This window comes from Streptomyces inhibens (assembly GCF_003389455.1).
In the GTDB taxonomy this organism is placed as follows: domain Bacteria; phylum Actinomycetota; class Actinomycetes; order Streptomycetales; family Streptomycetaceae; genus Streptomyces; species Streptomyces inhibens.
The window spans coordinates 17,549-43,983 of the sequence record NZ_QUAC01000243.1; the positions used below are offsets into that span (position 1 = coordinate 17,549).

General features: G+C 71.1%; 21 protein-coding genes and 2 pseudogenes. 8 read left to right on the plus strand and 15 right to left on the minus strand.

Features of this window, described 5'->3' with window-relative positions; translation table 11 throughout:
* The first annotated feature begins 390 nt into the window (after positions 1-390).
* The gene (locus tag DY245_RS31370) at positions 391-1,035 is read left to right on the plus strand and encodes a TetR/AcrR family transcriptional regulator (RefSeq protein WP_128510589.1); all 645 of its coding nucleotides are present in this window, start codon (positions 391-393) and stop codon (positions 1,033-1,035) included.
* A gap of 60 nt (positions 1,036-1,095) precedes the next feature.
* Here DY245_RS31370 and DY245_RS31375 read toward each other — a convergent pair whose 3' ends face one another.
* The gene (locus DY245_RS31375) at positions 1,096-2,124 is read right to left on the minus strand and encodes an MDR family NADP-dependent oxidoreductase (protein ID WP_128510590.1); all 1,029 of its coding nucleotides are present in this window, start codon (positions 2,122-2,124) and stop codon (positions 1,096-1,098) included.
* Positions 2,125-2,354: 230 nt separating this feature from the next.
* On the opposite strand from DY245_RS31375, the gene DY245_RS31380 reads away from it, so the two are divergent.
* Together DY245_RS31380 and DY245_RS31385 are read left to right on the plus strand one after the other, a co-directional pair.
* Positions 2,355-2,951 (plus strand): ScbR family autoregulator-binding transcription factor, encoded by a 597-nt coding sequence (locus DY245_RS31380; RefSeq protein ID WP_244943387.1) that lies wholly within the window; start codon positions 2,355-2,357, stop codon positions 2,949-2,951.
* A 146-nt stretch (positions 2,952-3,097) separates the two neighbouring features.
* Positions 3,098-4,075, plus strand: a complete 978-nt coding sequence (locus DY245_RS31385; RefSeq protein WP_128510592.1) for a ScbA/BarX family gamma-butyrolactone biosynthesis protein — start codon at positions 3,098-3,100, stop codon at positions 4,073-4,075.
* Positions 4,076-4,118: 43 nt separating this feature from the next.
* Here the strand turns inward: DY245_RS31385 and DY245_RS31390 are convergent, their stop codons facing one another.
* Positions 4,119-6,392: a bifunctional salicylyl-CoA 5-hydroxylase/oxidoreductase gene (locus DY245_RS31390; protein ID WP_128510614.1), complete on the minus strand. Its 2,274-nt coding sequence runs from the start codon at positions 6,390-6,392 to the stop codon at positions 4,119-4,121.
* A gap of 2 nt (positions 6,393-6,394) precedes the next feature.
* Positions 6,395-7,222, minus strand: coding sequence for an enoyl-CoA hydratase family protein (locus tag DY245_RS31395; protein WP_128510593.1), 828 nt, complete (start codon positions 7,220-7,222; stop codon positions 6,395-6,397).
* Between the two features lie 133 nt (positions 7,223-7,355).
* Between DY245_RS31395 and DY245_RS31400 the strand changes: the two genes are divergently transcribed.
* The 3 genes from DY245_RS31400 to DY245_RS31410 all read left to right on the plus strand — a co-directional run bounded on the left by DY245_RS31400 (position 7,356) and on the right by DY245_RS31410 (position 8,802).
* On the plus strand, positions 7,356-7,574 hold the full coding sequence (locus DY245_RS31400) for a hypothetical protein (RefSeq protein ID WP_128510594.1): 219 nt from the start codon (positions 7,356-7,358) through the stop codon (positions 7,572-7,574).
* A 13-nt stretch (positions 7,575-7,587) separates the two neighbouring features.
* Entirely contained in the window at positions 7,588-8,034 is a 447-nt protein-coding gene (locus DY245_RS45435) for a DUF6183 family protein (protein WP_280525014.1), read from the plus strand.
* Between the two features lie 201 nt (positions 8,035-8,235).
* Entirely contained in the window at positions 8,236-8,802 is a 567-nt protein-coding gene (locus tag DY245_RS31410) for an ATP-binding protein (protein ID WP_128510596.1), read from the plus strand.
* On the opposite strand, the gene DY245_RS31415 is transcribed toward DY245_RS31410, so the two are convergent.
* The 4 genes from DY245_RS31415 to DY245_RS31430 form a co-directional block, all read right to left on the minus strand.
* Complete coding sequence (locus DY245_RS31415) at positions 8,765-10,318, minus strand: amino acid permease (RefSeq protein ID WP_128510597.1); 1,554 nt, start codon at positions 10,316-10,318, stop codon at positions 8,765-8,767. The genes DY245_RS31410 and DY245_RS31415 overlap by 38 nt on opposite strands.
* A gap of 159 nt (positions 10,319-10,477) precedes the next feature.
* Entirely contained in the window at positions 10,478-11,482 is a 1,005-nt protein-coding gene (gene argF, locus DY245_RS31420) for an ornithine carbamoyltransferase (RefSeq protein WP_128510598.1), read from the minus strand.
* Positions 11,483-11,629: 147 nt separating this feature from the next.
* Positions 11,630-12,865, minus strand: a complete 1,236-nt coding sequence (locus DY245_RS31425) for an arginine deiminase (protein ID WP_128510599.1) — start codon at positions 12,863-12,865, stop codon at positions 11,630-11,632.
* A gap of 243 nt (positions 12,866-13,108) precedes the next feature.
* Positions 13,109-14,605, minus strand: coding sequence for an MFS transporter (locus tag DY245_RS31430; protein ID WP_128510600.1), 1,497 nt, complete (start codon positions 14,603-14,605; stop codon positions 13,109-13,111).
* Positions 14,606-14,700: 95 nt separating this feature from the next.
* On the opposite strand from DY245_RS31430, the gene DY245_RS31435 reads away from it, so the two are divergent.
* The gene (locus tag DY245_RS31435; protein ID WP_128510601.1) at positions 14,701-15,663 is read left to right on the plus strand and encodes a GlxA family transcriptional regulator; all 963 of its coding nucleotides are present in this window, start codon (positions 14,701-14,703) and stop codon (positions 15,661-15,663) included.
* Positions 15,664-15,703: 40 nt separating this feature from the next.
* Here the strand turns inward: DY245_RS31435 and DY245_RS31440 are convergent, their stop codons facing one another.
* From DY245_RS31440 to DY245_RS31470, 8 genes and pseudogenes are all read right to left on the minus strand, one after another.
* On the minus strand, positions 15,704-18,595 hold the full coding sequence (locus DY245_RS31440; RefSeq protein WP_128510602.1) for a polynucleotide kinase-phosphatase: 2,892 nt from the start codon (positions 18,593-18,595) through the stop codon (positions 15,704-15,706).
* Positions 18,592-19,001: pseudogene (locus DY245_RS47025) on the minus strand (3' terminal RNA ribose 2'-O-methyltransferase Hen1); the annotation flags it as partial. The gene DY245_RS31440 and the pseudogene DY245_RS47025, both read right to left, overlap by 4 nt.
* A 1-nt stretch (position 19,002) precedes the next feature.
* Positions 19,003-20,168: pseudogene (locus tag DY245_RS31445) on the minus strand (3' terminal RNA ribose 2'-O-methyltransferase Hen1); the annotation flags it as partial.
* Positions 20,169-20,454: 286 nt separating this feature from the next.
* A complete protein-coding gene (locus DY245_RS31450) occupies positions 20,455-21,378 on the minus strand; it encodes an LLM class F420-dependent oxidoreductase (protein ID WP_128510603.1) in 924 nt (307 codons plus the stop codon).
* Positions 21,379-21,911: 533 nt separating this feature from the next.
* Positions 21,912-22,367 carry a DUF6099 family protein gene (locus DY245_RS31455; protein ID WP_128510604.1) on the minus strand — a complete coding sequence of 152 codons (456 nt, stop codon included), beginning with the start codon at positions 22,365-22,367 and terminating at the stop codon, positions 21,912-21,914.
* A gap of 362 nt (positions 22,368-22,729) precedes the next feature.
* Positions 22,730-23,089, minus strand: a complete 360-nt coding sequence (locus tag DY245_RS31460) for a nucleotide pyrophosphohydrolase (protein ID WP_128510605.1) — start codon at positions 23,087-23,089, stop codon at positions 22,730-22,732.
* Positions 23,086-24,567: an AAA family ATPase gene (locus DY245_RS31465; RefSeq protein ID WP_128510606.1), complete on the minus strand. Its 1,482-nt coding sequence runs from the start codon at positions 24,565-24,567 to the stop codon at positions 23,086-23,088. Before DY245_RS31465 ends, DY245_RS31460 begins: the two co-directional genes overlap by 4 nt.
* 55 nt (positions 24,568-24,622) lie before the next feature.
* Positions 24,623-25,012, minus strand: a complete 390-nt coding sequence (locus DY245_RS31470; RefSeq protein ID WP_128510607.1) for a cell division protein SepF — start codon at positions 25,010-25,012, stop codon at positions 24,623-24,625.
* Positions 25,013-25,233: 221 nt separating this feature from the next.
* On the opposite strand from DY245_RS31470, the gene DY245_RS31475 reads away from it, so the two are divergent.
* Positions 25,234-26,382: a magnesium and cobalt transport protein CorA gene (locus DY245_RS31475; RefSeq protein ID WP_128510608.1), complete on the plus strand. Its 1,149-nt coding sequence runs from the start codon at positions 25,234-25,236 to the stop codon at positions 26,380-26,382.
* The last annotated feature ends 53 nt before the right edge of the window (positions 26,383-26,435 follow it).

The following is a 26,435-nucleotide window of genomic DNA, read 5'->3' on the forward strand; positions in this document are numbered from 1 at the left end:
GGTCGGTGCGGCCTGCTGTCGACGACTGGTGAAGGCAGAGGCGGTCTCGCCATGGCGCACCGCTGTCCAAGGGCGGTACGCGACCGTCGGGGCGGCTGCCACGGAAGGGATCGTCCCGTTTACCGCCTTCGGAGATTTAAAAACCGCCTGCGCTGTTTGTCAATGTGCCTTGGTCACACCCTGACGGGTCGACAACACTCCCCTTCAGAGCCACACTGGGAACACACCGCCCCCAAGAGCCGCCGCGGGCCCCAACGAGCGGCCGGACGTCGCCTTCGCGTCAGGGCACGAGAGTTCCGGCCATTCCTCTTGAGCATATCGAACCGCATGGTTGGTTTTCTATGTAGACTGCAATCAGCTCGCAGCCGTACTAGAGACGGGACGGACACCGTGCCCACCCAGCATCGCGCCATCCAGAGCCGCCAGGCACTCATCCGCTCGGCCGCAGAGACCTTCCTGGAGAAGGGGGTTCCCGCCGCGGGCATGGTCGAGATCAGCCGGCGGGCCCGGCTGAGCAAAGGGGCTCTCTACTTCCACTTCACGTCCAAGGACGACCTCACCCTCGCGGTGCGGGACGCCGCGCTCGCCACCCTGCAGGAGATCGAGAACGGCTTCACCCGCTCCGCGCAGCCATTGGCCACCGCCGTACGGGACTTCGCCGTCGAGCTCTTCGGCCGGGTGGAGTCGGACGTCGTCCTGCGCGCCGGACTGCGGCTGCGGCCCGAGACCGCACCGGGCCTGGGCATCTACGCCCTGGAGCAGCGCTGGTACGCGCTCTTCCTCGACAAGGCGGTGACCTGTGGCACGGGTGAGCCCGGCGGCCGCGCCCCCTCGCAGGCGCCGGACGCCGAACCGCGGCGCACCGCCCAGCTGTTGACCTCGATCGTGGTGGGCCTGCTGCATCTGGGCGGCGAGGACGGCACCTGGTGGGACAAGGAGGCCGTCGTCGACCTGTGGCGGCTGCTGCCGGCCGCGCCGGGCCGGGTCCCGGCCGCCGGCATCCCCACGCCGGCGCAGATGCCGGCAGCGGGCTGATCCGACCCGGCCGTCACGGCCGTACGACCGCACCTCCGGAACAAGGCGCCCCGTCCGGCGTCACAACTCGACCAGCACGGCCCCGACATGGCGCCCCTGAGTGAGCTCGCACAGCGCCCTCGGCGCCTGCTCGATCCCCTTCAGCAGGGCATGCGGGAAGACAAGGGAGCCGTCCCGCAGGCCCTGACCGAACTCCTTGGTCCACTCCCGCGGCAGATCCGGGTGTGCGTACAGCCCGAAGCCACGCAGCGCGACCCGCCGCGTGATGATCAGCCCCGCGTCCAGCTCCACCGGCGCAACGGCACCGCCGTCACCGCCCAGCTGGCTGGAGAGCGCGCCGACCAGCGCGAACCGCGCATCGGGGCGGGCCACCGCAAGCGCCGCCGTGAGCTGCTCACCGCCCACGGTGTCCAGCAGCACATCGATACCGCCCGGTGCCGCCCGGCGCAGCTGCCGCTCGATCGGCCCGGCGCCGCGCACGATCGTGTCGTCGTACCCCAACTCGGCACGCAGCCGGACGGCCTTACGCTCCGAGCCGGTGCTGCCGACGACCCGGCCGGCACCCAGCCGCCGGGCGAGCTGACCGGCCAGGCTGCCCACCCCGCCCGCCGCGCCGGTGACGAACACCGTGTCCCCGGGCCGGACTTCGGCGGCCCGGCGCAGCGCACCCCAGGCCGTCGCGCCCTGCGACAGATGCGCGGCGGCGGTGGGCAGCGCGTCCGGCGCGAGGCGTCGTATCCGCGACTCCTCGACGAGAGCGAACTCTCGCCATCCGTACGGGTGATGGACGAGTTCGCCCGAGGTGAAGCCGCCGCCGGGTGCGGCCACCACCTCACCGACCGCGGAGCCCCACAGCGCCGCGCCCGGCACGAAGGAGGGCATCGGCAGCGGGGCCCCGGTCATCTGGGTCCGCATCGCGGCGGTCACCGCCATCACCCGGGTGCGCACCAGCACCTGTCCCGGCTCCGGTTCCGGCACCGCGACCTCGGCGATCGTGAAGTGGCGCGCGGTCAGCTCTCCTTCGGCGCGGGCGGCGAGCCGGACCTCCCGGTGCACGGCGGGCGGGGCAGGGACGGCGGTGGGGGACATCGTTGAAGCTCCTTGCACTTGTGGCACTCGACGGTGTCACACCGGAGCGCTCCACCGGACCACGGCCGCCGGGCCGCACCGTGCTCAGTGGGCGCAAATTCAATACCGCATGGTTGGCTTCTTTATGATGCGGAAATAGACTGCGCGGCCACAGGCGGCGGGTTGCACTCAGGCACAACAACTCCAAGAGAGCATACGGAGGATGATCGGTGGTCAAGCAGGAACGTGCAGTGCGCACCCGACGCGCCGTCCTCGAAGCAGCGGCTCATGTGATCGGCACCCGTGGGTACCAGGCCGCCACGATGGCCGAGATCATCCAGCGCGCCGGCGTCACCAAGGGGGCGGTGTATTTCCACTTCACGTCCAAGGACGCACTGGCGCGCGCGGTCATCACGGAACAGACCGATCCATTCCTTCCACAAGTCAGCGATTCCCGGCTTCAGGACGCCATCGACTTCACCCATCAGGTGGCGCTGGCCCTGCGCAGTGACCCGTTGTTGCAGGCCGGCACCCGTATCGCGGTCGAGACGACGTTCAGCGAGGACCCTCTGGTGCCCTACCAGGCCTGGACCGACATCATCACCACGATGTTCACGGAGGCGCGGGACAAGGGCGAATTACTGCCCGGTGTGGCGCCGGACCGGGCGGCCGAATTCTTCGTCGCCGCCTACATGGGCGTGCAGTTGTTCTCGCGGGCCGCGACCAATCGCGCCGATCTTCCCGAGCGCGTCACGGCTCTGTGGAAGCACACCCTGCCGGGTCTGGCGTCGCCCGGCGCGATGAGCCATCTCGACCCGCACGGCCGCTGTGTGAAGATCCCTGTCTGACGCCACCGAGCCACCGCACCGACGGAGGAACAGCCCCTTCGGCACTGGAAAACAAACCACATGGTCCGTATCTTAGTGCCCGCAGGGCCGTCAGCGAGGCTCAGCCCGTCAGACCGCTGAGAGCCGCACTTCAGAAAGGGGCACCTATGCCCAGCGCCACCCTCATGCCGTACTCACGCGATCAACGCGACGCCGTCAAGAGCCGGTTCGCCGACGGAAACCGACCGTCGGCACTCACCACGACCGTGCCGCGCGAGTACGTCCACCGCACCGCCGTTTCCGAGGTGTTCTTGACCAACTGGCGGCGCGGCACCGCCGACAACTGGGTGGTGAGCGCCCAATGGCCCCGCGCGCACTGCTTCTACGGCCCGGTCAACGGACTGCACGACCCGCTGTTATTGATCGAGACCATCCGGCAGGCCGGGATATTACTGAGCCATGTCGCGCACCGCGTACCGCTCGACCACCCGATCATCTGGCAGCGGGTCCGCTACGACCTCTCGCCGCAGGCGCTGCGCACCGCCCAGGAGCCGGCCGAGGTGGAACTGCACATCAGCGACCATGACATGGTCCACCGCGGCAAGCGGCTGATCAGCGCCCGCCAGGAGTTCCGCATCGTGTGCGACGGCGCCGACCTGGCCTCCGCGACGCTCGACTACTCCTGTCACAGCCCGGCCGTCTACCGCCGGCTGCGAGGCAAATACAGCGATCTGGCGCTCGCCAACTCCCGTGCGCTGCCGCTGCCCGAGGCCGTCCCCCCGCGGCTGGTCGCCCGGGAACGCGACCGTGATGTGGTGCTCTCCCCCACCGACCGCCCCGACCGCTGGCAGCTGCGGGTGGACACCTCGCACCCGGTGCTCTTCGACCACCCCGTCGACCACGCCCCCGGCATGCTGATGGTCGAGGCCGCCCGGCAGGCCGCGCAGGCGGCAACGCCCGGTCTCACGCTGCCGATCTCGATGGAGTGCACCTTCGAGCGGTACGCCGAGCTGGATGCGCCGTGCTGGGTGGAGACACGGACCACGGCGCGGGCCGACGACGGCCGCCGGCAGGTCGAGGTCGGCGTGGAACAGCACGGCAAGCCGGTGGTCTCGGCGCAGATCACCAGCGTGCCGACGCCCTGACCACCCCCAAAACGGCCCCGCCCCGCTGCCCGTGCCTCCCCCGTCACCGCAGCGTGAGGCGGGGCTTCGGCGCGTCGGTACGTCCGGTGGGCGGTGTGCGGCTGCCCGCCTGGTAGGGCAGTGGCCAGGGGGCGCCCGGCCCCGCGTACCCCTGCTCGGCTGCGGCGTGCAGCGTCCACTGCGGGTCGTACAGATGCGGTCGGGCCAGCGCACACAGATCCGCGCGCCCGGCCAGCACCAGGGAGTTGACGTCGTCCCAGGAGGAGATGGCGCCGACCGCGATGACCGGTACTCCGAGGGTGTTGCGGATCCGGTCGGCGAACGGCGTCTGGTACGAGCGGCCGAAGTCGGGGCGCTCGTCGGGGACGACCTGCCCGGTGGAGACATCGATGGCGTCGGCGCCGTGCTCGGCGAAGGCCCGGGCGATCGCCACCGCGTCGTCGGCGGTGGTGCCGCCGTCCGCCCAGTCGGTCGCGGAGATCCGGACCGTCATCGGGCGTCCGGCCGGCCAGACGGCGCGGACCGCGTCGAAGACCTCCAGCGGGAAGCGCAGCCGGGCGGTGCGGTCGCCGCCATAGGCGTCGGTGCGGTGGTTGGTGAGCGGGGAGAGGAAGCCGGAGAGCAGATAGCCGTGGGCGCAGTGGAGTTCGAGGAGATCGAATCCGGCGCGGGCCGCGGACTCGGCGGAGCGTACGAACTGCTCGCGGATCAGGGCGAGTTCGGGCTCGGTCAGGGCGTGCGGGACCTGGTTGACGCCGGGGCGGTAGGGCAGCGCGGAGGGCGCCACGACCGGCCAGTTGCCCTCCGGGAGCGGCTGGTCGATGCCGTCCCACATCAGCCGGGTGGATCCTTTACGGCCGGAGTGGCCGAGCTGGACGCCGATGGCGGTTCCGGGGGCGGAGGTGTGGACGAAGTCGGTGACCCGGCGCCAGGCCGTCTCATGGCCCGGCGCGTACAGCCCCGTACAGCCCGGGGTGATCCGCCCCTCACGGCTGACGCACACCATCTCCGTCATCACCAGCCCGGCGCCGCCCAGGGCGCGGGCGCCGAGGTGGACGAGGTGGAAGTCGCCGGGGGTGCCGTCGCCGTCCACGGCGGAGTACATGTCCATCGGGGAGACCACGACCCGGTTGCGCAGCGTCAGTTCGCCCAGCCGGAAGGGGGTGAACATGGGTGGCGTGCCGGGCGGGGTACCCGCCTCGTCCTCGACGGCCGCGACGAATCCGGGGTCGCGCAGCCGCAGGTTGTCGTGGGTGACGCGGCGGCTGCGGGTGAGGAGGTTGAAGGCGAACTGGCGGGGCGGCTGGTCGATATAGGTGGCCAGCTCCTCGAACCAGGCGAGGCTGGCGCGGGCGGCGCGCTGGGTGGAGGCGACGACGGGGCGGCGCTCCTCCTCGTACGCGGCCAGGGCGCCGGCGGTGTCGGGCTGCTCCTGGAGGCAGGCGGCCAGCGCCAGGGCGTCCTCGACGGCGAGCTTGGTGCCGGAGCCGATGGAGAAGTGCGCGGTGTGTGCGGCGTCGCCCAGCAGCACCGTATTGCCGTGCGACCAGCGGTCGTTGACGACGGTGCGGAAGGCGATCCAGCTGGAGTTGTTGGAGCGCAGCGACCGGCCGCGCAGCGCGTCCGTGAAGACCTTCGCGCACCATTCGGCCGATTCGCGCTCGTCACAGCGGTCGAGTCCGGCCGAGTGCCAGACCTCCTCGCGCATCTCGACGATGACGGTGCTGGCGTCTTTCGAGAAGGGGTACGCGTGGAGTTGTGCGACGCCGTGTTCGGTCTCGGCGATCTCGAAGCGGAAGGCGTCGAAGGCGAAGTCGGCGGCGAGCCAGATGTAGCGGCAGCGGTGGGTGGTCAACTGCGGGCCGAAGGCGTCGGCGTGCGCGGTGCGGGTCGCGCTGTGCACTCCGTCGGCGGCGATCACCAGGTCGTATGCGCGGGCCAGTTCGGCGGCGGGCGGCGCCTCGGTACGGAAGCGCAGCTCGATGCCGAGGTCGCGGCAGCGCTGGTGCAGTACGGCCAGCAGCCGGCGCCGCCCGAGCGCCGCGAAGCCGTGTCCGCCGGAGGTGAGGGTGCTACCCCGGTGCACGATGTCGATGTCGTCCCAGCGGACGAACTCCGCCTGGAGCGCGCGGTAGACCTCCGGGTCGGCGTGCTCGATGCCGCCGAGGGTCTCGTCGGAGAGCACGACGCCGAACCCGAAGGTGTCGTCGGGGGCGTTGCGCTCCCATACGGTGATCTCGCGGGTGGGGTCGAGGCGCTTGAGGAGGGCCGCGGCGTACAGCCCGCCCGGCCCACCGCCGATGACGGCGACCCGCATGGCTATTTCCCCTGCCACTTGGGCGTCCGCTTCTCCGTGAACGCGGCGTGGAATTCCGCGTAGTCGGCGCTGTTCATCAGCAGCGCCTGGGTGGCGGCGTCCATCTCGACGGCGGCGGCCAGCGGCATGTCGAGCTCGGCGGTGAGCAGCGCCTTGGTCTGGGCGTGCGCCAGCGCGGGCCCCTCGGCGAGCCGCCGGGCGAGCGCGGCGGCCGCCTCGTCGACCCGGCCCTCTTCGGCCAACTCGCTGATCAGACCGAGCCGTTCGGCCTCCGGCGCCCGTACGGCGTCACCGAGCATCAGTACCCGGGTGGCGTGGCCGAGGCCGATGACGCGGGGCAGCAGATAGGCCGCGCCCATGTCGCCGCCGGACAGGCCGACCCGGGTGAAGAGGAACGCGAAGCGGGCAGAGGGGTCGGCGACGCGGAAGTCGGCGGCCAGTGCGAGCACGGCGCCGGCCCCGGCCGCCACGCCGTGCACGGCGGCGATCACCGGGAAGGGGCACTCCCGCAGCGCCCGCACGACCTGACCGGTCATCCGGTTGAAGTCGAGCAGCTGCCCGGTGTCCATGCCCAGGGTGGCGCCGATGATCTCCTCGACATCGCCGCCGGAGCAGAATCCGCGCCCCTCGCCGGCGAGCACCAGGGCGCGTACGGAGCGTTCCCTGGACAGCTCGGCGAGCAGATCGCGCAGGTCGGCGTAGGCCTCGAAGGTGAGCGCATTGAGCTTCTCGGGGCGCGCCAGGGTGACGGTGGCGATCCCGTCCTTCCTGGTCACGCGGATGTGCTGCCAGGTGTCTGTGCTGCGGGCGGATCCTGCGAACGGGCTCATCGGGCTGCCTGCCCCCTTTGGCCGGTCGGCCGGTGGATTGCTCTTTTGGATGCTCCTCGCATCTTCTGGATGCCCTTCGAAGCTATCACCGCTTCATGACTGTCGTCACGAGGACGCGATATGAGAAACCCGCGTGGCGCACCCCGCGCCCGGCGCCGCCCGGCTGGCCGACACCCTGCCGAGCCCCGCGGGCCCCGACCACCGTCGTGCGCTGCTGCGCCGGATGGCCTGGCAGCTGGTGCAGCGGCCGAGCACCGTGACACTGCGCCCGCTCTTGTCGCGGCTGCGCGAGCTGGACCACCCGCTGGCGTGGGGAGATCGTCGACCCGCGGCGGTCCGGCGCCGCGGGTGAACCGCTGGACCAACTGGGCACGTGGGAGGGCCGCTGCTACGAGCTGCCGGAGCCGCTGGACGCCGCGGACTGGAACGCGGCGCTGCTGACCGGGCTGCCCGCCGACTGTCTGTCCGGCCTGACGGCGGGCACCCTGGCCGCCGTGCACACCACGGCCGACGATGTGCCGGCCGATCTGTTCCTCGCCGCGTTCTCCGGCGGGCTCTGGGGTCAGGGGCTCGACGGCGCGTATGCGCGGCGGGCGGCCCGGCGCGGGCTGTATGCGCTGATGGACCTGCCGTGGGAGGTCTCCCACCACGAGGCGGTCCGGCGCGCGGCCGGGCACCGCTGGCTGCGCTTCACCGCCGAGCGGCACACGGAGAACCGCTGGTTCCATGGCGACCTGTCCGACGTCGGCTTCGCCGTACTCGACCCGACGCGGCGGCGGATCGCGCTGCTGGCGGCCACGGACACCGACTGACGGAGTGCGGCCCGGGGCGCGGGCAGGGCCGACCGGGCCACAGGGGATGGGCCGAAGGTCCCGGCCACCGTATGACTTAGGTCACCCCATTCCCGGCCGCTCGCCCCTCACCCGGCCACCCCCGCGCTTTCTACGGTGGATGTGTCCGATCTGGCCCACAGGTCTTTGACCGGCCTTTTTGCGAATGGAACGAACAGCGCAATGCCCATGCTGGCACCGCCCATCCCCACCACCTGGCGCCTCACGCTGCCGCACAGCGCGGCGGCCGTCCCGATCGCCCGGGCGATGGTCAGATGCGCCATGCAGGACCTCCGGGCCACGGCCGACCGCACCACGGCGCAGCTGCTGACCGCCGAGCTGGTCGCCAATGCCGTCAAGCACACCCGCGGTACGGACCCCATCGAGCTGGTGGTGGAGCGGGGGCCGGAGGGCTGCCAGGTGGAGGTGCACGACGGCGATCCGACGCTCGTCAAGGGGCTCGGCGCTCCGCTCCCCGTGGAAGGGCTGGGTGCTCCGGTGCCGGCGATGGCGGCGACCGGACCCGCGCCGGCGACGACGGAGGGCGGTCACCTCGCGGACGGCCGCCACCCGGCACAGCAGGGCGAGGGCACCGGCACCGCCGACGACCGCACCGGCCGGGGCTGCGCGTACGGCCGTGGCCTGCTGCTGATCCGGGCGCTGAGCGCCGCCTCCGGCTGCCGCCCGACGCCGCACGGCAAGGCCGTCTGGTTCACCCTTCCCGAGCTGCGGCGGCCGCGCCGACGCTGACCACGGGAGCCCCGGCAGCCGCCGCGGCCTCCCCGGTCCCGGCCGCGGGCGGCTGAGGTGTCGTCGTCCCGAGGCGCGAGCGGCGGCGCCCGTACAGCGCGTAGACCAGCGCGCCGACCACCAGGAACGCGGCGAACTGCAGCCAGGTCGCCGGACCCGTTCCGTACATCAGGTAGCCGCAGAAGCCGATGCCGAGCACCGGGCTGACGGGGAAGAGCGGGACCCGGAAGCGGCGCGGCAGATCGGGGCGGGTGCGGCGGAGCACCATCACGCTGAGGTTGACCACCGCCATGACCGCCAGCGTCCCGATGGTGGTCAGATTCATCACCACGTCCAGCGGGACGACCGCGGCCGGTACGGCAAAGACGGCCGCGACGATCCAGGTGTTGGCGACGGGGGTGGACGTACGGGGCGAGATCCGCTCGAAGATCCGCGGGATCAGACCGTCCCGCGACATCGACATCAGAATGCGGGTCTGGCCGTACATCACCGCGAGTACGACCGAGGCGATCGCGACGACCGCGCCGAACGCGATCACCCCGCCGCCGAACGCCGAGTGGGTGACGCGGTTGACGATCAGCGACAGCGCGGCGGGCTGATCGGCGACCTGGTCGGAGGAGAGCGCACCGATGGCGGCGACCGCGACCAGGCAGTACAGGACGGTGACCACACCGATGCAGATCATGATGGCGACGGGGATGTTGCGCCGCGGGTTCTTGACCTCTTCGCCGGCGGTGGTGATCGCGTCGAAGCCGATGTACGAGAAGAACGCGACCGAGGCGCCGGAGGTGATGCCGGCGACGCCCTGCGGGGCGAACGGCGCGAGATTGCCGTCCTGGAAGGCGCTGAAGCCGATCACACAGAACAGGGCCAGGATCGCGAGCTTGAGCACCGCCATCGCGGCGGTCGCGCGAGCGCTCTCCCGGATGCCGCGGACGAGCAGGAGCGCGGCGAGCACGATCACGACGACGGCCGGGATGTTGACGATGCCGCCGTCGCCGGGCGGGTTGGAGAGCGCGGCCGGCAGCTGCCAGCCGGTCAGGCTGCCGAGCAGCTCGTTCAGGTACTGGCCCCAGCCGACGGCGACCGCCGAGACCGAGATGCCGTATTCGAGCAGCAGGCACCAGCCGACGAGGAAGGCGGTGCGCTCGCCGAGGGTGGCGTACGCGTAGGAGTACGAGCTGCCGGACACCGGTATCGCGCCGCCCAGCTCCGCGAAGGAGAAGGCGGTGAAGACGCACGTGACGGCCGCCAGCAGGAAGGAGACGATGACGGCGGGGCCGGCCTCGGCGACGGTGTCGGACAGGCCGACGAAGATGCCGGTGCCGACGATGGCGCCGATGCCGAAGCTCACGAGCTGGAAGAGCCCCATGCTGCGCTTGAGGCCGTTGCCTTCGAGGTCCGCGCCTGATTCGGCGACGAGGACGTCGGGGGACTTGATACGCAGTCCGGACGGACCTGCAAGAGCGGCGCGCAGCGCCTCCTTGGGGCGGTGGCGGGAGACGGGCGGGCGCATGGGTGGTTCTCTCTCTGGTGGTGCGGGCGTGGCGGGGGTGGGCCACACGCGAAGCGGGGTCCGGACCGGTGGGTCCGAACCCCGCGAGCGGCTCGATGGTAACCGCTGGTAGTGCATGATCGCCGGATCAGGCGTATGGCTATGCGGCGTGAGGCCGCCTTATCGGGCGAGCGTCGCGACCAGCACGGCCTTGATGGTGTGCATCCGGTTCTCCGCCTCGTCGAAGACGACGGAGTGCGCGGATTCGAAGACCTCGTCGGTGACCTCCAGCGACGACAGCCCGTGCCGGGCATGGATCTCGCGGCCCAGCGCCGTGCCCAGGTCGTGGTACGCGGGCAGACAGTGCAGGAACTTCACCTCCGGCTTGCCGGTGGCCCGCAGCACCTCCATCGTGACCGCGTACGGGGCGAGCAGGGCGATCCGCTCGTCCCAGACCTCCTTGGGCTCCCCCATGGAGACCCAGACATCCGTGGTGACGAAGTCCGCGCCCCGCACGCCCTCGGAAACGTCCTCGGTGAGCGTGATCCGCGCGCCGCTCTTCTCGGCGAGCGCGCGCGCCTGCGCGACCACCGCGTCATCGGGCCAGAGCTGCCGGGGCGCGACGATCCGTACGTCCATGCCCAGCAGCGCACCGGTGACGAGGTAGGAGTTGCCCATGTTGTTGCGGGCGTCGCCGAGGTAGGCGAAGGCGGTCTCCTCCAACGGGCGGCCCCCGCCATGCTCGACCATGGTCAGCACATCGGCGAGCATCTGGGTCGGGTGCCAGTCATCGGTCAGCCCGTTGAAGACGGGCACACCGGCGTACGCCGCCAGCTCCTCGACGTCGGACTGCCGGCTGCCGCGGAACTCGATACCGTCGAACATCCGGCCCAGCACCCGTGCGGTGTCCTTCACCGACTCCTTGTGCCCGATCTGCGAGCCGGACGGGTCGAGGTAGGTGGTCGAGGCGCCCTGGTCCGCGGCCGCGACCTCGAAGGAGCAGCGGGTCCTGGTCGAGGTCTTCTCGAAGATCAGGGCGATGTTCCTGCCCTGGAGGCGAGGGATCTCGGTACCCGCGCGCTTGGCCGCTTTCAGCTCGGCCGCCAGGTCGATCAGTCGGCGGAATTCCTCGGCGCTGAAGTCCAGCTCCTTGAGGAAGTGGCGGCCCGTGAGGTCTATCGCCATGGGTGGGCTCCTGGTTCGCGGCGGTCGGGACGGGGCTCGTACGGACTCGTACACGGACTCGTACCCTTGGAAGTGTATACGAGCTCTCGTATCTCTATACGGCTCCCCGCAGGACCGTCGCCGTCACGCCCGCGTGGCCGTCACGCCTCAGGCTGCCCCGGACACCGCGTCCCTCGCCACCGGACAGCTCATACAGCGCGGCCCGCCCCGCCCCCGCCCCAGCTCGCTCCCCGGGATGGTGATCACCTCGATGCCGCGCTTGCGCAGAAAGGTGTTCGTGGTGACGTTCCGCTCGTACGCCACCACCACGCCCGGCTCCACCGCCAGCACGTTGCAACCGTCGTCCCACTGCTCGCGCTCGGCCGAATGCACGTCCTGGGTCGCGGTCAGCACACGGATGTCGGACAGGCCCAGCGAGGCCGCTATGGCGCGGTGCATATGCTCCGGCGGATGGTCGGTGACCTTGAGGTCCTGGTCGCCCGAGCCCGGCTCGATGGTGTACGAGCGGAGCATCCCCAGCCCCTCGTACTGGGTGAAGGTATCCCCGTCGATCATGGTCATGACGGTGTCCAGATGCATGAAGGCCCGCCGCTTGGGCATGTCGAGCGCCACGATCGTGCGCGCGGAACCCGCCGCGAACAGCCCGCGCGCCAGCAGCTCGACGGCCTGCGGGGTGGTCCGCTCGCTCATCCCGATCAGCACCGCACCACTGCCCATCACCAGGACGTCGCCGCCCTCGATCGTCGAGGGGAAGTCCGCCTGCCCCTCCGACCAGACATGGAAGTCCGCACCGCGGAAGAGCGGGTGGTACCCGTAGATCGCCTCGTAGTGCACGGTCTCGCGCTGCCGGGCGGGCCAGCGCATCGAGTTGATCGACACCCCGTCGTAGATCCAGGCGGAGGTGTCGCGGGTGAAGAGGTGGTTGGGCAGCGGACCCAGCAGGAAGTCGTCCAGATCCATCACATGGAAGCGGACCGAGGTCGGCTCGGGATGGCGCTCCAGGAACTCGCGCTTGGTCATCCCGCCGACCAGCGCCTCGACCAACTCCGGCACCGGCAGCTCGTCGAAGGCGGACCGCAGATGGTCGGTGGCCAGCGGCCCGTACTCCTTCTCGTCGAAGACCCGGTCGAGGACCAGCGTCCGCGCCTCGGGGATCTGCAGGCTCTCGGCCAGCAGATCCCCGAAGAGATGCACCTCCACGCCCCGGTCGCGGAGCACATCGGCGAACCCGTCGTGCTCGGCCCGCGCCCGGCGCACCCACAGCACGTCATCGAAGAGCAAGGCGTCCTTGTTCGAGGGGGTCAGCCGCTTCAGCTCCAGATCGGGGCGATGCAGGATGACCCGGCGCAGCCGCCCGGCCTCGGAGTCGACTTGGAATCCCATCTCCCCATCTTGGCCGCTTCCGGGGCCCGGCGGAGGGAGTCGCGGGATGTCGGGGAGATGTCGGGGTGGCCGGGTCGCCGCCTTTCTTGCCGATGGGTGCGGGCACGGGCGCCGGTCTTAGCGGGTACGCGCCTTGGCCCGGCGCCCCCGTCCGTCGTCGTCCCGTCCGTCGTCGTCCCGTACGCCGTCGTCCCGTACGCCGTCCCGTTCGTCGGCCCGTCGGTCGCCCTCTCCACCGCCCCCTCAGCCGTCCTCTCCGCCGTCCCGTCCACCGGCCGGCCGCAGGGTCAGCGCCGCGACCACCGCGGCCGCCGCGGTCACCGCCGCAATGAGCCAGCCGCCCCGCAATCCCCCTATCCCCGGGCTCTGTTGCCCTCCCATGACGGCGATCAGTACGGCCACGCCGAGCGCCGTACCGAACTGCCGGGAGACCATCAGGACGCCGGAGCCGAGGGACAGCCGGCGGGGCGGCAGCAGACCCGTGGCGGCGAACATCACCGGCTGGTACAGACCCGTGCCGCACCCGGCGAGGATCAGGCCGGGCAGGAAGTGCGCCGCGTAGTGCGTGCCCGCGCTGCCGTCGTCGGCCAGGAGGAGCCACCAGAGGGCGGCCGCCACGAAACACAGGCCCCCGATGACGCCGGTGGCGCGGGCGCCGATCGCCGCGACGAGCCGGCCGGAGAGCGCGGAGACCACCAGCACCGTGACCGGCCAGGGAGCCAGCGCCAGGCCGGCCGTGCGGACCGAGTAGTGCCAGACATCGGTGAACAGCAGGCTCGCGCCGAGCGTCATCGCGGAGTACGCCACGAAGTAGCTGAGCAGCCCCAGCGTGGCCGCCGTGAACCCGGGCGTCCTGAAGAGCGCCGGATCCACGACGGGCTCCGCCGCCCGGCGCACATGCCGTACGCCCAGCGCTCCGGCCACCACGCCGACGGCGAGGACGGCGAGCGTGGCCGGGCTGGTGAACCCCCACTCGGGAGCCTGGACGCATGCGGTCACCCATGCGCCGATACACACCAGCACCAGCCCCGTGCCCGGCAGATCGAGGGCGTGCCGTTCGCCGCGTACGGACCGGGGCAGCAGCCGGACACCGGCGCCGACCGCGAGCAGCACCACCGGGACATTGATCAGGAAGATCAGCCGCCAGTCGGAGGCGGCGAGCAAGCCGCCGATTACGGGGCCCGAACCCGCCGCCACGGCGCTGACCGCCGTCCATGCGCCGACCGCGGTCGCCCGCTCGCGCGGCGGGAAGGCGGGCAGCGCGAGGGAGAGGGAGGTGGGAATCAGCACCGCGGCGGCCACCCCCTGCACCACGCGGGCCGCGATCAGCAGGGTGAGGGTGGGCGCCGCGCCGCAGGCCGCCGAGGCGAGGCCGAACAGCACCATGCCGATCAGGAAGCAGCGCCGCCGCCCCGCCTCGTCGGCGATCCGGCCGGCCGGTACCAGCAGGGCGGCGAGCACGATCGTGTAGCCGTTGAGCACCCAGGACAGCGCGGAGGCGGGCGCCGGCGCGAAGTCCCGGCCGATCTCGGGGAACGCGATGGTGACCGCGAGCAGATCGAGCACGGCCAGGAACTGGGCCGCGGACGCTATCGCCAGGACGAGCCAGCGGCGTGGGTCGGGGGCTACGGGAAGGCCGGGAGCTTGAGAGGTGTCGGGGCGCGGCGTGGACGGATCGTGCAGGTCACAGGCGCCTGCGGGCGTACCCGTCCCCTGGCGCCCCGGAAGAGGAGTGGTCATGTCGATCAAGCATCGGCCCCGCGCCCAACCGTCACGAGTGGCAGCCCTGACAACACCCGCTACATTCCTGCCACTCGTCCTGCCATACTCGCCGCATGCCCTCCATCGCGGTCGCCGCCACCGAAGGAATGCCGTTCTTCGAACTCGCCATCCCCTGCCACATCTTCGGCTTCGACCGGATCCAGACCCCGCCCGACTGGTACGACCTGCGGGTGTGCGCGATCGGCACGGACGGCGCCGCGCCCCGCACCGACGCCTGGTTCAGCACCCGGACCCCGTACGGGGCCGAGGAGTTGATCTCCGCCGACACCGTTCTCGTACCGGGCTCGGCGGATGTGCACGGCGATCCGCCGGCCGAACTCGTCACGGCGCTGCGCGAGGCCCACCGCCGCGGCGCGCGGCTGGTCTCCCTCTGCTCGGGCGCCTTCACCCTCGCCGCGACCGGACTCCTCGACGGCCGCACGGCCGCCACGCACTGGATGTACGCGTCCCTGCTCGCCGAGCGCTATCCGGCCGTCACCGTCGACCCGTCGGTCCTCTACGTCGACCACGGCGATGTGCTCACCGGCGCCGGATCGACGGCCTCCATCGACGTCTGTCTGCATCTGGTACGCGAGGACTTCGGCACCGAGATCGCCAACTCGCTGGCCCGCCAACTGGTCGCCCCCGCGCACCGCCCCGGCGGCCAGGCCCAGTACATCGAGACGCCGCTGCCCCAGCGCCGCGACGACTCCCTCGCGCCCCTCCTGCACTGGGCCACCGAACGTCTGCGTCGGCCGCTGACCGTGGCCGACCTCGCCCGCCAGGCCAACACCAGCCCGCGCACCCTCGTCCGCCGCTTCCACGCCGCGACCGGCACCACGCCCATGCAGTGGCTGCAGACCCAACGCATCGCCCGGGCCCGCGAGTTGCTCGAAGGCACCGACCTTCCCGTGGACCGGGTGGCCGAGGTCTCCGGCCTCGGCACCGCCGCCAACCTCCGCCGCCACTTCACCCGGGCGATGGGCGTACCGCCGATCGACTACCGGCGGTCCTACCGGGCGGCACGGGTGGCGTGACGGAGGGAAGGGCAACCGGCGCCCCTCCCCCTCCGGCCCCCTACAACCGCGGGTCCACCGGCTCCGACTCCAGCGCGAGCACCGCGAAGACCGCCTCGTGCACCCGCCACAGCGGTTCGCCGTCCGCCATCCGGTCGAGCGCCTCCAGGCCGAGTGCGTACTCCCGCAGGGCCAGCGAGCGCTTATGGCCCAGATGACGGATCCGCAGGCGCTTGAGGTTCTCCGGGCGGGTGTACTCCGGTCCGTAGATGATCCGCAGGTACTCGCGGCCGCGGCACTTGACGCCCGGCTGTACGAGCCGCCCGTCGGCCTGCCGTATCAGCGCCCGCAGCGGCTTGACGACCATGCCCTCACCGCCGTCGGCCGTCAGGTCCAGCCACCAGGCGATACCGGCCGCGACCGACGCCTCGTCCTCGGTGTCGACGACGAGCCGCCGGGTCGGTGCCAGCAGCCCCGGCCGGTCCGCCGCGCCCTCGGCGGCCGTGGCACCGTCCCGGGCCGCCCTCGCACCCTCCGCCGCGATCATCCGGTCGATCAGCGCAAGCTGTTCGGTGTGCGCCAGCCCGGCGAGGCTGCGCCCCTGCACCGCGAGAATCTGGAACGGCGCGAGCCGGATCCCGTCCAGCGCACCGAGGCCGGGCGGCTGCTGCCCGGCCGACTCACCGGCACCGTCCGCCGCCGCCGTACCAACGCGCCAGCAGTAGCGCCGGTACGCCTCCGTGAACGCCGCGGCGTCCGCGGCCCGGTCGCGCTGCCGGTCGAGCAGCGACGCCACGTCGACGCCCCGGGCGGCGGCCGCCTCCAGCGCGCCGAGCGCCCCCGGGAACGCCGCCCCGGAGGCCGCGCCCACGGCCGCGTACTGCTTGCGCAGCAGACCGGTCGCCTTCAGGGACCACGGCATCAACTCCGCGTCCAGCAGCAGCCAGTCGGTCTCCAGCTCCGCCCACAGGCCGGCCCCTTCGACGCACTCGCGGACCCGCTGCAAGAGGGACTCGGTCATCTCCGGGTCGTCGAAGAACGGCCGGCCGGTGCGGGTGTACAGGGCACCCGACACCCCCTTCGGCACCCCGAAGCGGTCGGCGGCCACCGTTTCGTCGCGGCACACCAGGACCACCGCACGGGACCCCATGTGCTTCTCCTCGCACACCACCTCCCGCACACCGTCCGCCCGGTAGCCGGCGAACGCCTCCGCGGGGTGCTCCAGATAGCCCCCGTCGGCCTCGCCGCGGACGTCCGCCGTCGAGGTCGCGCAGGGCGCCATCGTCGGCGGGAGGTACGGCAGCAGCCGCGGGTCGATCGCGAAGCGGCTCATCACCTCCAGCGCGGCCGCGGCGTTCTCCTCCTTGACCGCGAGCCGGCCCATGTACCGGGTCTCCACGATCCGGCGCCCCGCCACATCGTTCAGATCGAGCGGACGGCCGTCCGCCCCACCGGGCGCTTCGGTGGCCAGCGGTTTGGTGGGCTCGTACCAGACCTGCTCCGCCGGTACGTCCACCAGCTCGCGCTCCGGCCAGCGCAGCGCGGTCATCGTGCCGCCGAAGACACAGCCGGTGTCCAGGCAGATGGTGTTGTTGAGCCAGTTGGCGCGCGGGGTGGGCGTGTGGCCGTAGACGACGGCGGCGCGGCCGCGGTAGTCCTCGGCCCACGGGTAGCGCACCGGCAGGCCGAACTCGTCGGTCTCGCCGGTCGTGTCGCCGTACAGCGCGAAGGACCGCACCCGGCCCGAGGTCCGGCCGTGGTACTTCTCCGGCAGTCCGGCGTGGCAGACCACCAGCCCGCCGCCGTCCAGGACGTAGTGGCTGACCAGGCCGTGGATGAACTCCCCGACCTCGGTACGGAAGGCGGCGTCCTCCTTGTCCAGTTGCTCGATGGTCTCGGCGAGTCCGTGGGTGTGCTGCACCTTGCGGCCCTTGAGGTAGCGGCCGAGCTTGTTCTCGTGGTTGCCCGGCACACACAGCGCATGCCCGGCCCCGACCATGCCCATCACCAGGCGCAGCACGCCGGGGCTGTCCGGCCCGCGGTCGACGAGGTCACCGACGAAGACGGCCGTACGGCCCTCCGGATGCGCCGCGTCCACGGCTCTGCCGAGCTCGTCGCGCACCAGCGCATAGCCCAGCCTGCCGAGCAGCGTCTCCAGCTCGGAACGGCAGCCGTGGATGTCACCGACGATGTCGAACGGGCCGGTGAGATGGCGCAGATCGTTGAACCGCCGCTCCATGACGACCTCGGCGGACTCCACCTCCTCCTGGCCGCGCAGGATGTGCACCTTGCGGAATCCCTCGCGCTCCAAATGCCGCAAGGATCGGCGCAGTTCACGCTGGTGGCGCTGGATGACACGGCGCGGCAGCCCGGCCCGGTCGGCGCGCGCCGCATTGCGCGCGGCACAGACCTGCTCGGGCACGTCCAGCACGATCGCCACCGGCAGTACGTCATGCTCCCGGGCCAGCCGCACCAGGTCGGCGCGCGCCTCGGGCTGCACATTGGTGGCATCGACGACCGTCAGCCGCCCGGCCGCCAGCCGCTTGCCCGCGATGAAGTGCAGCACCTCGAACGCGTCGCCGCTGGCGCTCTGGTCGTTCTCGTCGTCGCTGACCAGGCCCCGGCAGAAGTCCGAGGAGATCACTTCGGTCGGCTTGAAGTGCCGCGCGGCAAAGGTGGACTTGCCGGAACCGGTGGCTCCGATCAGCACCACGAGCGAGAGGTCGGGGACGGCGAGCGCACGCGACGCCGGCTCGGGGCCGGGGAGCGGCCGGGCCTGCGGCGGATTCGGCTGCGGCTGGTGCTGGCGCGGGCTCTCCTGCGGGGCCTCGTGCCTGTGCTGGTTCCCGTTCCGGCTCTCGTCCTGGTTCGGGTTCTGGTTCTCGTTCCGGTTCTCGTTCCGGTTCTCGTTCCGGTTCTCGTTCTCGTGCTCCGTACGGTCGGCGTCCGTCATGCCGCGACCTCCTTCCCGCTCACCGAACTGCTCCTGCCGTCATTACCACTATCGCCCCTGCCACTGCCTGCACCACTGCCGTCACCGGCGCTGCTGCCGTCACCGGCGATTCGGAAGTGCGCAAGCTGGGTGGGCGGGCCGACCTCGGGGTCGTCCGGCCCCACCGGTCCGAAGCTCACCTCGTAGCCGTGCCGCGCGGCGACCTCCCGCGCCCACTGCCGGAACTCCTCCCGTGTCCACTCGAAGCGATGGTCCGCATGCCGTACCTGGCCGGCCGGCAGTGACTCCCAGCGCACGTTGTACTCGACGTTCGGCGTGGTCACCACGACCGCCCGTGGCCTGGCCGCCCCGAACACCGCGTACTCCAGCGCCGGCAGCCTCGCCGGATCGACATGCTCGACGACCTNGGCAGCCTCGCCGGATCGACATGCTCGACGACCTCGCTCAGCACCGCCGCGTCATACCCCTTCAGCCTGCTGTCGGTGTACGCCAGCGACCCCTGTACGAGCCGTACGCGCTCGGACTGCCGCTCGGACATCCGGTCCAGCCGCAGCCGGCGCCGCGCCTCGTGCAGCGCCGGCATCGACACATCCACACCGACGATCTCGGTGAACTGCCCTTCCTTGAGCAACGCACCGACCAACTGGCCCTGCCCGCAGCCCAGGTCGAGCACCCGCGCCGCCTTGGCCGAGCGCAGCACGCCGAGAATCGCCTCCCGCCGCTGTACGGCGAGCGGCACCGGCTTCTCCTCGGTGTCCGCCTCCTCGTCCACCGCATTGTCGATCTCCTCCGCGGCCACATCGTCCGACTCGGCCAGCCGCTCCAGCTCCAGCCGCTCCATGGCCTGGCGGGTCAGCAACCAGCGCCGCGCCAGATAGCGGCCGACGATCACCCGCTGCTCCGGGTGGTCCTCCAGCCAGCCCTCGCCGGCCCGCAGCAGCTTGTCGACCTCATCGGGCGCGACCCAGTAGTGCTTGGCGTCGTCCAGCACCGGCAGCAGCACATACAGATGCCGCAGCGCCTCGGCGAGCGTGCGCTCCCCCTCCAGGACGAGCCGTACGTAGCGGGAGTCGCCCCACTCCGGGAAGGTCTCGTCCAGCGGCACCGGCTCGGCCAGCACCGTCCAGCCCAGCGGCTGGAACAGCTTGCGCACCAGCTCGGCGCCGCCCCTGGCGGGCAGCACCGGGACCTCGATACGCAACGGCATCGCCCGCGCCACCAGCTCGGGCCGCGCCGTGCACTGCCCCTTCATCGCGCTCGCGAAGACGCTCCGCAGCGCCACCGCCAGCAGTGAGGAAGCCGCGTACGGCCGGTCGTTCACATACTGACCGAGCGCCGAATCCGGAGCGCCGCCACGGCTCTTTCCGCGGTTCCGGCGGACCAGGGCGATCGGATCGACTTCCAACAGCAGCGCTGCCGTGCACCGTTGTGCGTCCGCCTCCGGGTAGAGGACGTGCGCGGTGCCGTGCGACGTCGAGAACTGCTGCGACTTGTCAGGATGTTTGTGCAGCAGGAATCCGAGGTCGGTCGCGGGACGGTCGGCGCTGCCGGTGGTGGTTATCGTCAGAAACACACGTCCGAGTATTGCCGCAACGCGCCCCGATCCACACCGGTTTTCCGACCGCACCGCCCGACATCATCTTCACTCGGCCCGACGCCATCTCGACTCAGCCCGACGCCATCTCGGCTCGACGCCATCTCGACTCGACCCGACGCCATCTCGACTCAGCACGACCCGTCTCGACTCAGCACGACCCGTCTCGACTCAGCACGACCCGTCTCGGCCCAGCTCGACTCAGTTCAGCCCAGCTCAGCGCGACTCAGCTCATCTCGACTCGGCTCAGCCCGGTTCGCCCGGCTCAGCTCAGCTGCGACTGCACCTGCGTCGAGATCAGTTCGAGGTGGTCCAGATCATCGAGGTCCAGCATCTGCAGGTAGACACGAGAGGCGCCGATGGCGGCGTAACGCCCGATCTTGTCGACGACCTCGGCGGGTGAGCCCGCAAGGCCGTTGGCCTTCAGTTCGTCCACACTCCGCCCGATGGCCGCGGCCCGCCGCGCCACCTCGGCATCGTTCTTGCCGACGCAGGCCACGAGGGCGTTGGAGTACACCAGCTCATCGCCCTTCCGCCCGGCGGCTTCGGCGGCCGCCCGCACCCGTCCGAACTGGCGCTCACTGTCTTCGAGCGAGGCGAAGGGGATGTTGAACTCATCGGCGTACTGCGCCGCCAGCCGCGGTGTACGCGTCGCACCGTGCCCGCCGACCAGCACCGGCACCTTGCCCTGGGCGGGCTTGGGCAGCGCGGGCGACTTCTCCAGCTGGTAGTAGGTCCCGTCGTAGCTGAACTCCTTTCCTGTCTCCGTGGCCCACAGGCCGGTGATGATCTCCAGCTGCTCTTCCAGCCGCGCGAACTTCTCCTTGGGGAACGGAATGCCGTACGCCTTGTGCTCCTCCTCGAACCAGCCCGCTCCGAGGCCGAGTTCGACCCGGCCGCCGGACATCTGGTCGACCTGGGCCACCTGGATGGCCAGCACACCCGGCAGCCGGAAGGTGCCAGCCGTCATGAGCGTGCCGAGCCGGATACGCCGGGTCTCACGAGCCAGGCCGGCCAGGGTGATCCAGGCGTCCGTCGGGCCGGGCAGCCCGTCGGTAGCGCCCATCCGGAGATAGTGGTCCGAGCGGAAGAACGCATCGAACCCAAGATCCTCCGTGGCTTTGGCGACCTTCAGAAGGGTGTCGTAGGAAGCCCCCTGCTGGGGCTCGGTGAAGATTCGTAGATCCATACCTCCATCCTGCACGCCGAGCGGCGGACCAACCGTCAGGGCGGGGACGGTTCGAGCCGCGGGGACGGTTCGAGCCGCGGGGACTGGTCGGACCGTGCGAGTGGTGCGAGTGGTGCGAGTAGTGCGAGAGTGTCGGCCGCGCGGGCGGCGCGACCGGGCGACCCACGGGCGGAACGAGGTCCGCAGTGGTGCGTGGATCCGATCCGCAGCGGCGTGTGGATCCACAGTGGCGCGTGTGGAGTTGCCCCCATCGGGCAGCGGGTGACTAGGGCACGTCGGGGGTCGGCCTCAGCTCGTAGGTCGGCTCGTGGGCCAACTCGTATGCCGGCTCTCAGGTCGGCACGCAGGGCGCGAAAGGGCGACGGGCAGTGGCAGTGGCAGCGGCAGTTGGGGAGGCGAGCCCGACGGCGGGCGTGCCGTCGAGGTGTGGGGCGTGAGTGCTCCTGGCCCCGCGGCCGGCGGGCACCGTCCGGGGCATGGCATTCCGCGTGGACGCGGTCGGTCTGGTGTTGTCCTACCTCTGTTGTCCTACCTCAGGCAGGATTCCGGTCGCGCACCTCCAGCTTCTCCAGTATTCCGGACACGCGATCTCTCGCTTCGTCGACCGTGTCCATGGCCTCGACGCAGTTCCAGTACATCGCCTCCTCGTCTGCGAGCAGCACCACTCCCACCAGCGCCTCGCACACCTCTTGTAGTAGTCGGCACAGGCCGAGTAAAGCGGCCCTGACGTCGCGCACTTCGGACAGCTGAGCCGCCCGCAGCCCACCGGTGGCCGATACCGGGCACAGCAGTCCCCCGCTGAACCGCCCGCCCGCGTCGCCCAACCCTCGGGCTCTGGACCGCACTTCATACGGCCCGAATATCGCGAGATGGCTGCCGATCGCCTCCGCCAAGGCTTGCGCCTGCCATGCCTCGACGATCACGTCCTGAAGCGTGGTCGCCTCCGTCAGACTGCGCCGACTGGCCGCGATGATCCGCACCGCGTCCATCCGCGCCCCTCCTTCCCTCGTCACTCGCATGCACCCTGCACTCTTTCCACTACCCAGAGTGAATGCGAACACCCAAAAAAGCCAGGGGAATTCGCAAATCTGTGGACAAGCGAGGCGATGTGGAAAGATCCATGACTCCGGAGAGTGACAGCGAGTGGATACGGATCCGCTCCTTCCCCGCACGCCACAGCACCCCCACCCGTCACATGACCGGCACAGGTCACTGGAAATCCGGAAAGGGGCGGAATGAGCCGGGAGCTCGATTCAACGAAAACGAGGCGGGGACCGACGCCCCCGCCTCGCCGCCCCCGCCGCGCCGTACCCACCCCGCCCGTACCGCCGGCCTCGCCCGCGCCGCCCTCTTACTCCTCACCCTCCCGCGGCCGGTCCGGCCGTGCGTCACGGACCGCCGGGAATCGCGACTCGTTGCGCTCGATCTTCGCGGCGAGCGCCGTCAGGGCGTCGATCCCCAGCGTCTGGCAGAACTGCAGCAGATACGCCAGTACGTCCGCGACCTCGTCCTCGACCCGGCCGGCCTTCCGCGGATCGGACATCACCCTCGCCGACTCCTCCGGCGTCAACCACTGGAAGATCTCGACGAGTTCCGCCGCCTCCACGCTGAGCGCCGCGGCCAGGTTCTTGGGGGTGTGGTACTGCTGCCAGTCCCGCGCGGCCGCGAATTCGGCCAGGCGGCGCTGCAGCGCTTGAAGATCCTCACTCATGCCCCTAGGTGTAGCACCTGCACGCCGGGCAGCCCGTCGACGACCGACGGGTCCCGCACCGTCCCCAGCAGCCGGACATGCCCGCGCTCGGCCATCCGCACGGCCAGCGACATCAGCTCGCGCGCCTGTCTGCGGTCCATACAGCGGTCCATCCCGTCCGCCATGACCGTCATCTGCTGCTGGGCCGACGGAATCTCCCCCGCCGGATCCATGGCCAGCACGCCCGGCCCGGTGAGCAGCACCAGCGCCAGCGCAAGAAAGCGCAGCTCACCGTCGCCGAGCTGCTCGACGGGCATCTCCCCGAGCTCACCCCGGTCGAGCACGGCCCGCACACCCGCCGCACCTGCCGCCTCCTGGCCGGTCTGCGGGCCGTGTGCCGCGCCGTGCCCCGCCGGAGCCGTGGCCGTCCCCTCGCTCGTACCGCTCGGCTGCCGCGGCACCGCGCGCAGCCCGTCGACGGGGCCGGCGCATGCCTCCCGTACCGCCGCGACCAGCACCGCATGCCGCCGCGCACACTCCCGGCTCGTACGCTCCAACACGGCGGGCAGGTTGTCGCAGGACGACCGCAGCCGCCCCTCGTCGCGCTCCTCCCCCACGTCGCGCCCCCAGCCACCGGCCTCCCCGCCGCCTCCGCTCCCTCTGCGCCCCCGCGTACCCCAGGCCCCGACAGCTCCACCGGCAGCACCGGCTCCTCCGGCCCCTCCCGTCTTCCCCGAGCCGCTCCCCGCGCCCCCTCCCCGGCCACCGCCACCGCCACGGGCTCCGCTCCCCTGCCCCGTACTCCCCCGACCACCACCGGCCCCGCCACCCACGCCACATCCACCACTCCCACCGGCCCCACCCGCCCCCGCTCCCCGCATGACCTCCGGCCGCGGGTCGCACACAAACGCCGACCGGAGCGCGACCACGACCTGCTCGGCCGCTGCCAGGACCAGCCGCTGGCCCGCCGTCTTACCCGCGACCCGCAACGGCAGCAGAGACGTACCCAGCCGGTCGTCGGGGAGCGGCGCACGGGTCACCGGGGTCGCGCCGGCGGTGTGCCAGGCCGCCTGGACGGCGGGGCGGGTGGGGTCGGTGAGCGCGGTGGTGAGCAGCGTCTCGCCGCCACCGGTCAACCGCTCGCCGACGATGCGGAGTTCGGGCTCGGCTTGTACGGCGAGATCGAGGCTGACGGGGCCGGCCGGGCCGTCGACCGTGCAGCCGATACGGAACCCGCGCCGCCCCTGCCCGTCGGGACGCGCCCCCGCCGGCACACACGCCGACGGACCGCCCGCCACCTCCCCCACGGCCCGTGTGAGCGGCTCCCCGCTGCCGAGCCGGGCGAGGATCTCGTACGCCTGCAGCGCACTGGACTTACCGCTTCCGCTCTCGCCGCTCAACAGGGTCAGCGGGCCGAGCGGCAGGGTGATGCCACGGTGGGTCTTGAAGGCGGACAGCCGTAACTCGGTGACCGCCGGTCGCACACTGTCGGTATCCATGAGGGGACGCTATGCAGCGCCCCGACCGGAGAACCGTTACGCCCAACTGCTCTTCCTACGAACGGGGGACGACCCCCGTTGCCTCTTCCGCGACCTCGGTGCCGACCGGCGCCAGCAGGAAGACATTGGTGTCGACGCGATGCATCCCGCTGCCCAGCCCGAAGACGACTCCGCTGGAGAAGTCCAGGATGCGCTTGGCGACATCGGCGTCGGCGCTGCTGAGGTCCAGCAGGACCGGGATCTGCGTCATCAGGTACTCGGCGACCTCACGGGCGTCCGCGAAGGTCTGGACGCGGATGACGATGAACCGCCGCGGCTCCTCCGCCGGCTCCTCCTCGGGGAGGGCACGGTGGTCGGACCAGGAAGGCCATTTGCTGCTGCTGCGGAGCGGGACGACCTCGGCGAGCCCTTCCCACTGCTCGTCGGTGGCATCGGGGCCGTTCACCGAATCACCTCACCCAGAGGAGCGCTGGCTATCTGCGGTATCTGCATCGCACAATTCTAGAGATAAACATACAAAGCTCGACGGACGCGACACACGCCGCGCCACGTCCCGTTCCATCCTGCACCATGGCTCCTGACCTGTGCCGACATCCTCGGCAGATATCCTGCGTCGAGATTGTGTGTGCCTGTTCATCCCCCCTTGTGACGGAGGTCGGTTCTGTCGTGAGTCCTGAGCCTCCCGGCCGCCGTCTGCGTGGCCTGCGCAAACCCGCGAAGAAGCGGCCTGCCGGGCCCCCACCCGCCGAGACCACGGGCCACTCCGACGCGCCGGAACCGCCGGCCGAAACCACCAGCAGCGTCATCAGCGCCGCCCTCTACCGCGACGGACACCGCGTCAGCACCCACGACACGCTCGCCGACGCCTTCCGGCAGCAGCGCGACGCCTCCGGCACCCTGGCCTGGATCGGGCTGCATCGCCCCACCCCGGCCGAACTCGTCACCCTTGCCTCGGAGTTCGACCTCCATCCGCTCGCCGTCGAGGACGCCCTGGAGGCCCACCAGCGGCCCAAGCTGGAGCGCTACGGCGGCACCCTCTTCGTCGTCCTGCGCGCCGCGCGCTATCTCGACGACCGCGAGGTGGTCGACTTCGGCGAGCTGCACGTCTTCGTCGGCCGCGACTTCGTGATCACCGTGCGGCACGGCGGTGCCCCCGATCTGTCGGCCGTACGCCACCGCATGGAGGACGCCCCCGAGCTCCTCAAGCGCGGCCCCGAAGCCGTGCTCTACGCGATCCTCGACGCGGTCGTCGACGGCTACGCGCCGGTCGTCGCCGGCGTCCAGAACGACATCGACGAAATCGAGACCGAGGTCTTCGGCGGCGACCCCCGGGCCTCCCGCCGTATTTATGAACTCTCCCGCGAGGTCGTGGAATTCCAGCGCGCCACCCGCCCGCTGAACGACATCCTCGAAAGCCTGACCGCGGGCTTCGAGAAGTACGCCATCGACGAGGAACTGCGCCGCTATCTGCGCGACGTGGCCGACCATGTGTTGCACACGACGGACCGCGTGGACGGCTTCCGGCAGGCGTTGCAGGACATCCTCACCGTCAACGCCACGCTGGTGAACCAGCAGCAGAACGCCGAAATGCGGGCCCTGGCCGAGGCCGGCTTCGAACAGAACGAGGAGATTAAAAAAATCTCGTCGTGGGCCGCCATCCTCTTCGCCCCGACCCTCGTCGGCACCATCTACGGCATGAATTTCCAGAACATGCCGGAACTGCACTGGGGTTTCGGCTACCCCTTCGCGATCGGGCTGATGGCCGTGGTCTGTGTGAGCCTGTACTTCGTCTTCAAGCGGCGGGACTGGCTCTGACGGGGACGAGCGCCTTCCGGCCACCGAGCTGAACGGTGCGTTGTCAGTGGTGG

Excerpts from the sequence above, each read along its gene's own strand:
- DY245_RS31375 (WP_128510590.1), bottom strand. The coding sequence starts at position 2,124 with ATGTCCCCCACCGCCGTCCCTGCCCCGCCCGCCGTGCACCGGGAGGTC.
- DY245_RS31385 (WP_128510592.1), top strand. The coding sequence starts at position 3,098 with ATGCCCAGCGCCACCCTCATGCCGTACTCACGCGATCAACGCGACGCC.
- DY245_RS31390 (WP_128510614.1), bottom strand. The coding sequence starts at position 6,392 with ATGCGGGTCGCCGTCATCGGCGGTGGGCCGGGCGGGCTGTACGCCGCG.
- DY245_RS31395 (WP_128510593.1), bottom strand. The coding sequence starts at position 7,222 with ATGAGCCCGTTCGCAGGATCCGCCCGCAGCACAGACACCTGGCAGCAC.
- DY245_RS31410 (WP_128510596.1), top strand. The coding sequence starts at position 8,236 with ATGCCCATGCTGGCACCGCCCATCCCCACCACCTGGCGCCTCACGCTG.
- DY245_RS31415 (WP_128510597.1), bottom strand. The coding sequence starts at position 10,318 with ATGCGCCCGCCCGTCTCCCGCCACCGCCCCAAGGAGGCGCTGCGCGCC.
- argF (WP_128510598.1), bottom strand. The coding sequence starts at position 11,482 with ATGGCGATAGACCTCACGGGCCGCCACTTCCTCAAGGAGCTGGACTTC.
- DY245_RS31425 (WP_128510599.1), bottom strand. The coding sequence starts at position 12,865 with ATGGGATTCCAAGTCGACTCCGAGGCCGGGCGGCTGCGCCGGGTCATC.
- DY245_RS31430 (WP_128510600.1), bottom strand. The coding sequence starts at position 14,605 with ATGACCACTCCTCTTCCGGGGCGCCAGGGGACGGGTACGCCCGCAGGC.
- DY245_RS31435 (WP_128510601.1), top strand. The coding sequence starts at position 14,701 with ATGCCCTCCATCGCGGTCGCCGCCACCGAAGGAATGCCGTTCTTCGAA.
- DY245_RS31440 (WP_128510602.1), bottom strand. The coding sequence starts at position 18,595 with ATGACGGACGCCGACCGTACGGAGCACGAGAACGAGAACCGGAACGAG.
- DY245_RS31450 (WP_128510603.1), bottom strand. The coding sequence starts at position 21,378 with ATGGATCTACGAATCTTCACCGAGCCCCAGCAGGGGGCTTCCTACGAC.
- DY245_RS31455 (WP_128510604.1), bottom strand. The coding sequence starts at position 22,367 with ATGGACGCGGTGCGGATCATCGCGGCCAGTCGGCGCAGTCTGACGGAG.
- DY245_RS31460 (WP_128510605.1), bottom strand. The coding sequence starts at position 23,089 with ATGAGTGAGGATCTTCAAGCGCTGCAGCGCCGCCTGGCCGAATTCGCG.
- DY245_RS31465 (WP_128510606.1), bottom strand. The coding sequence starts at position 24,567 with ATGGATACCGACAGTGTGCGACCGGCGGTCACCGAGTTACGGCTGTCC.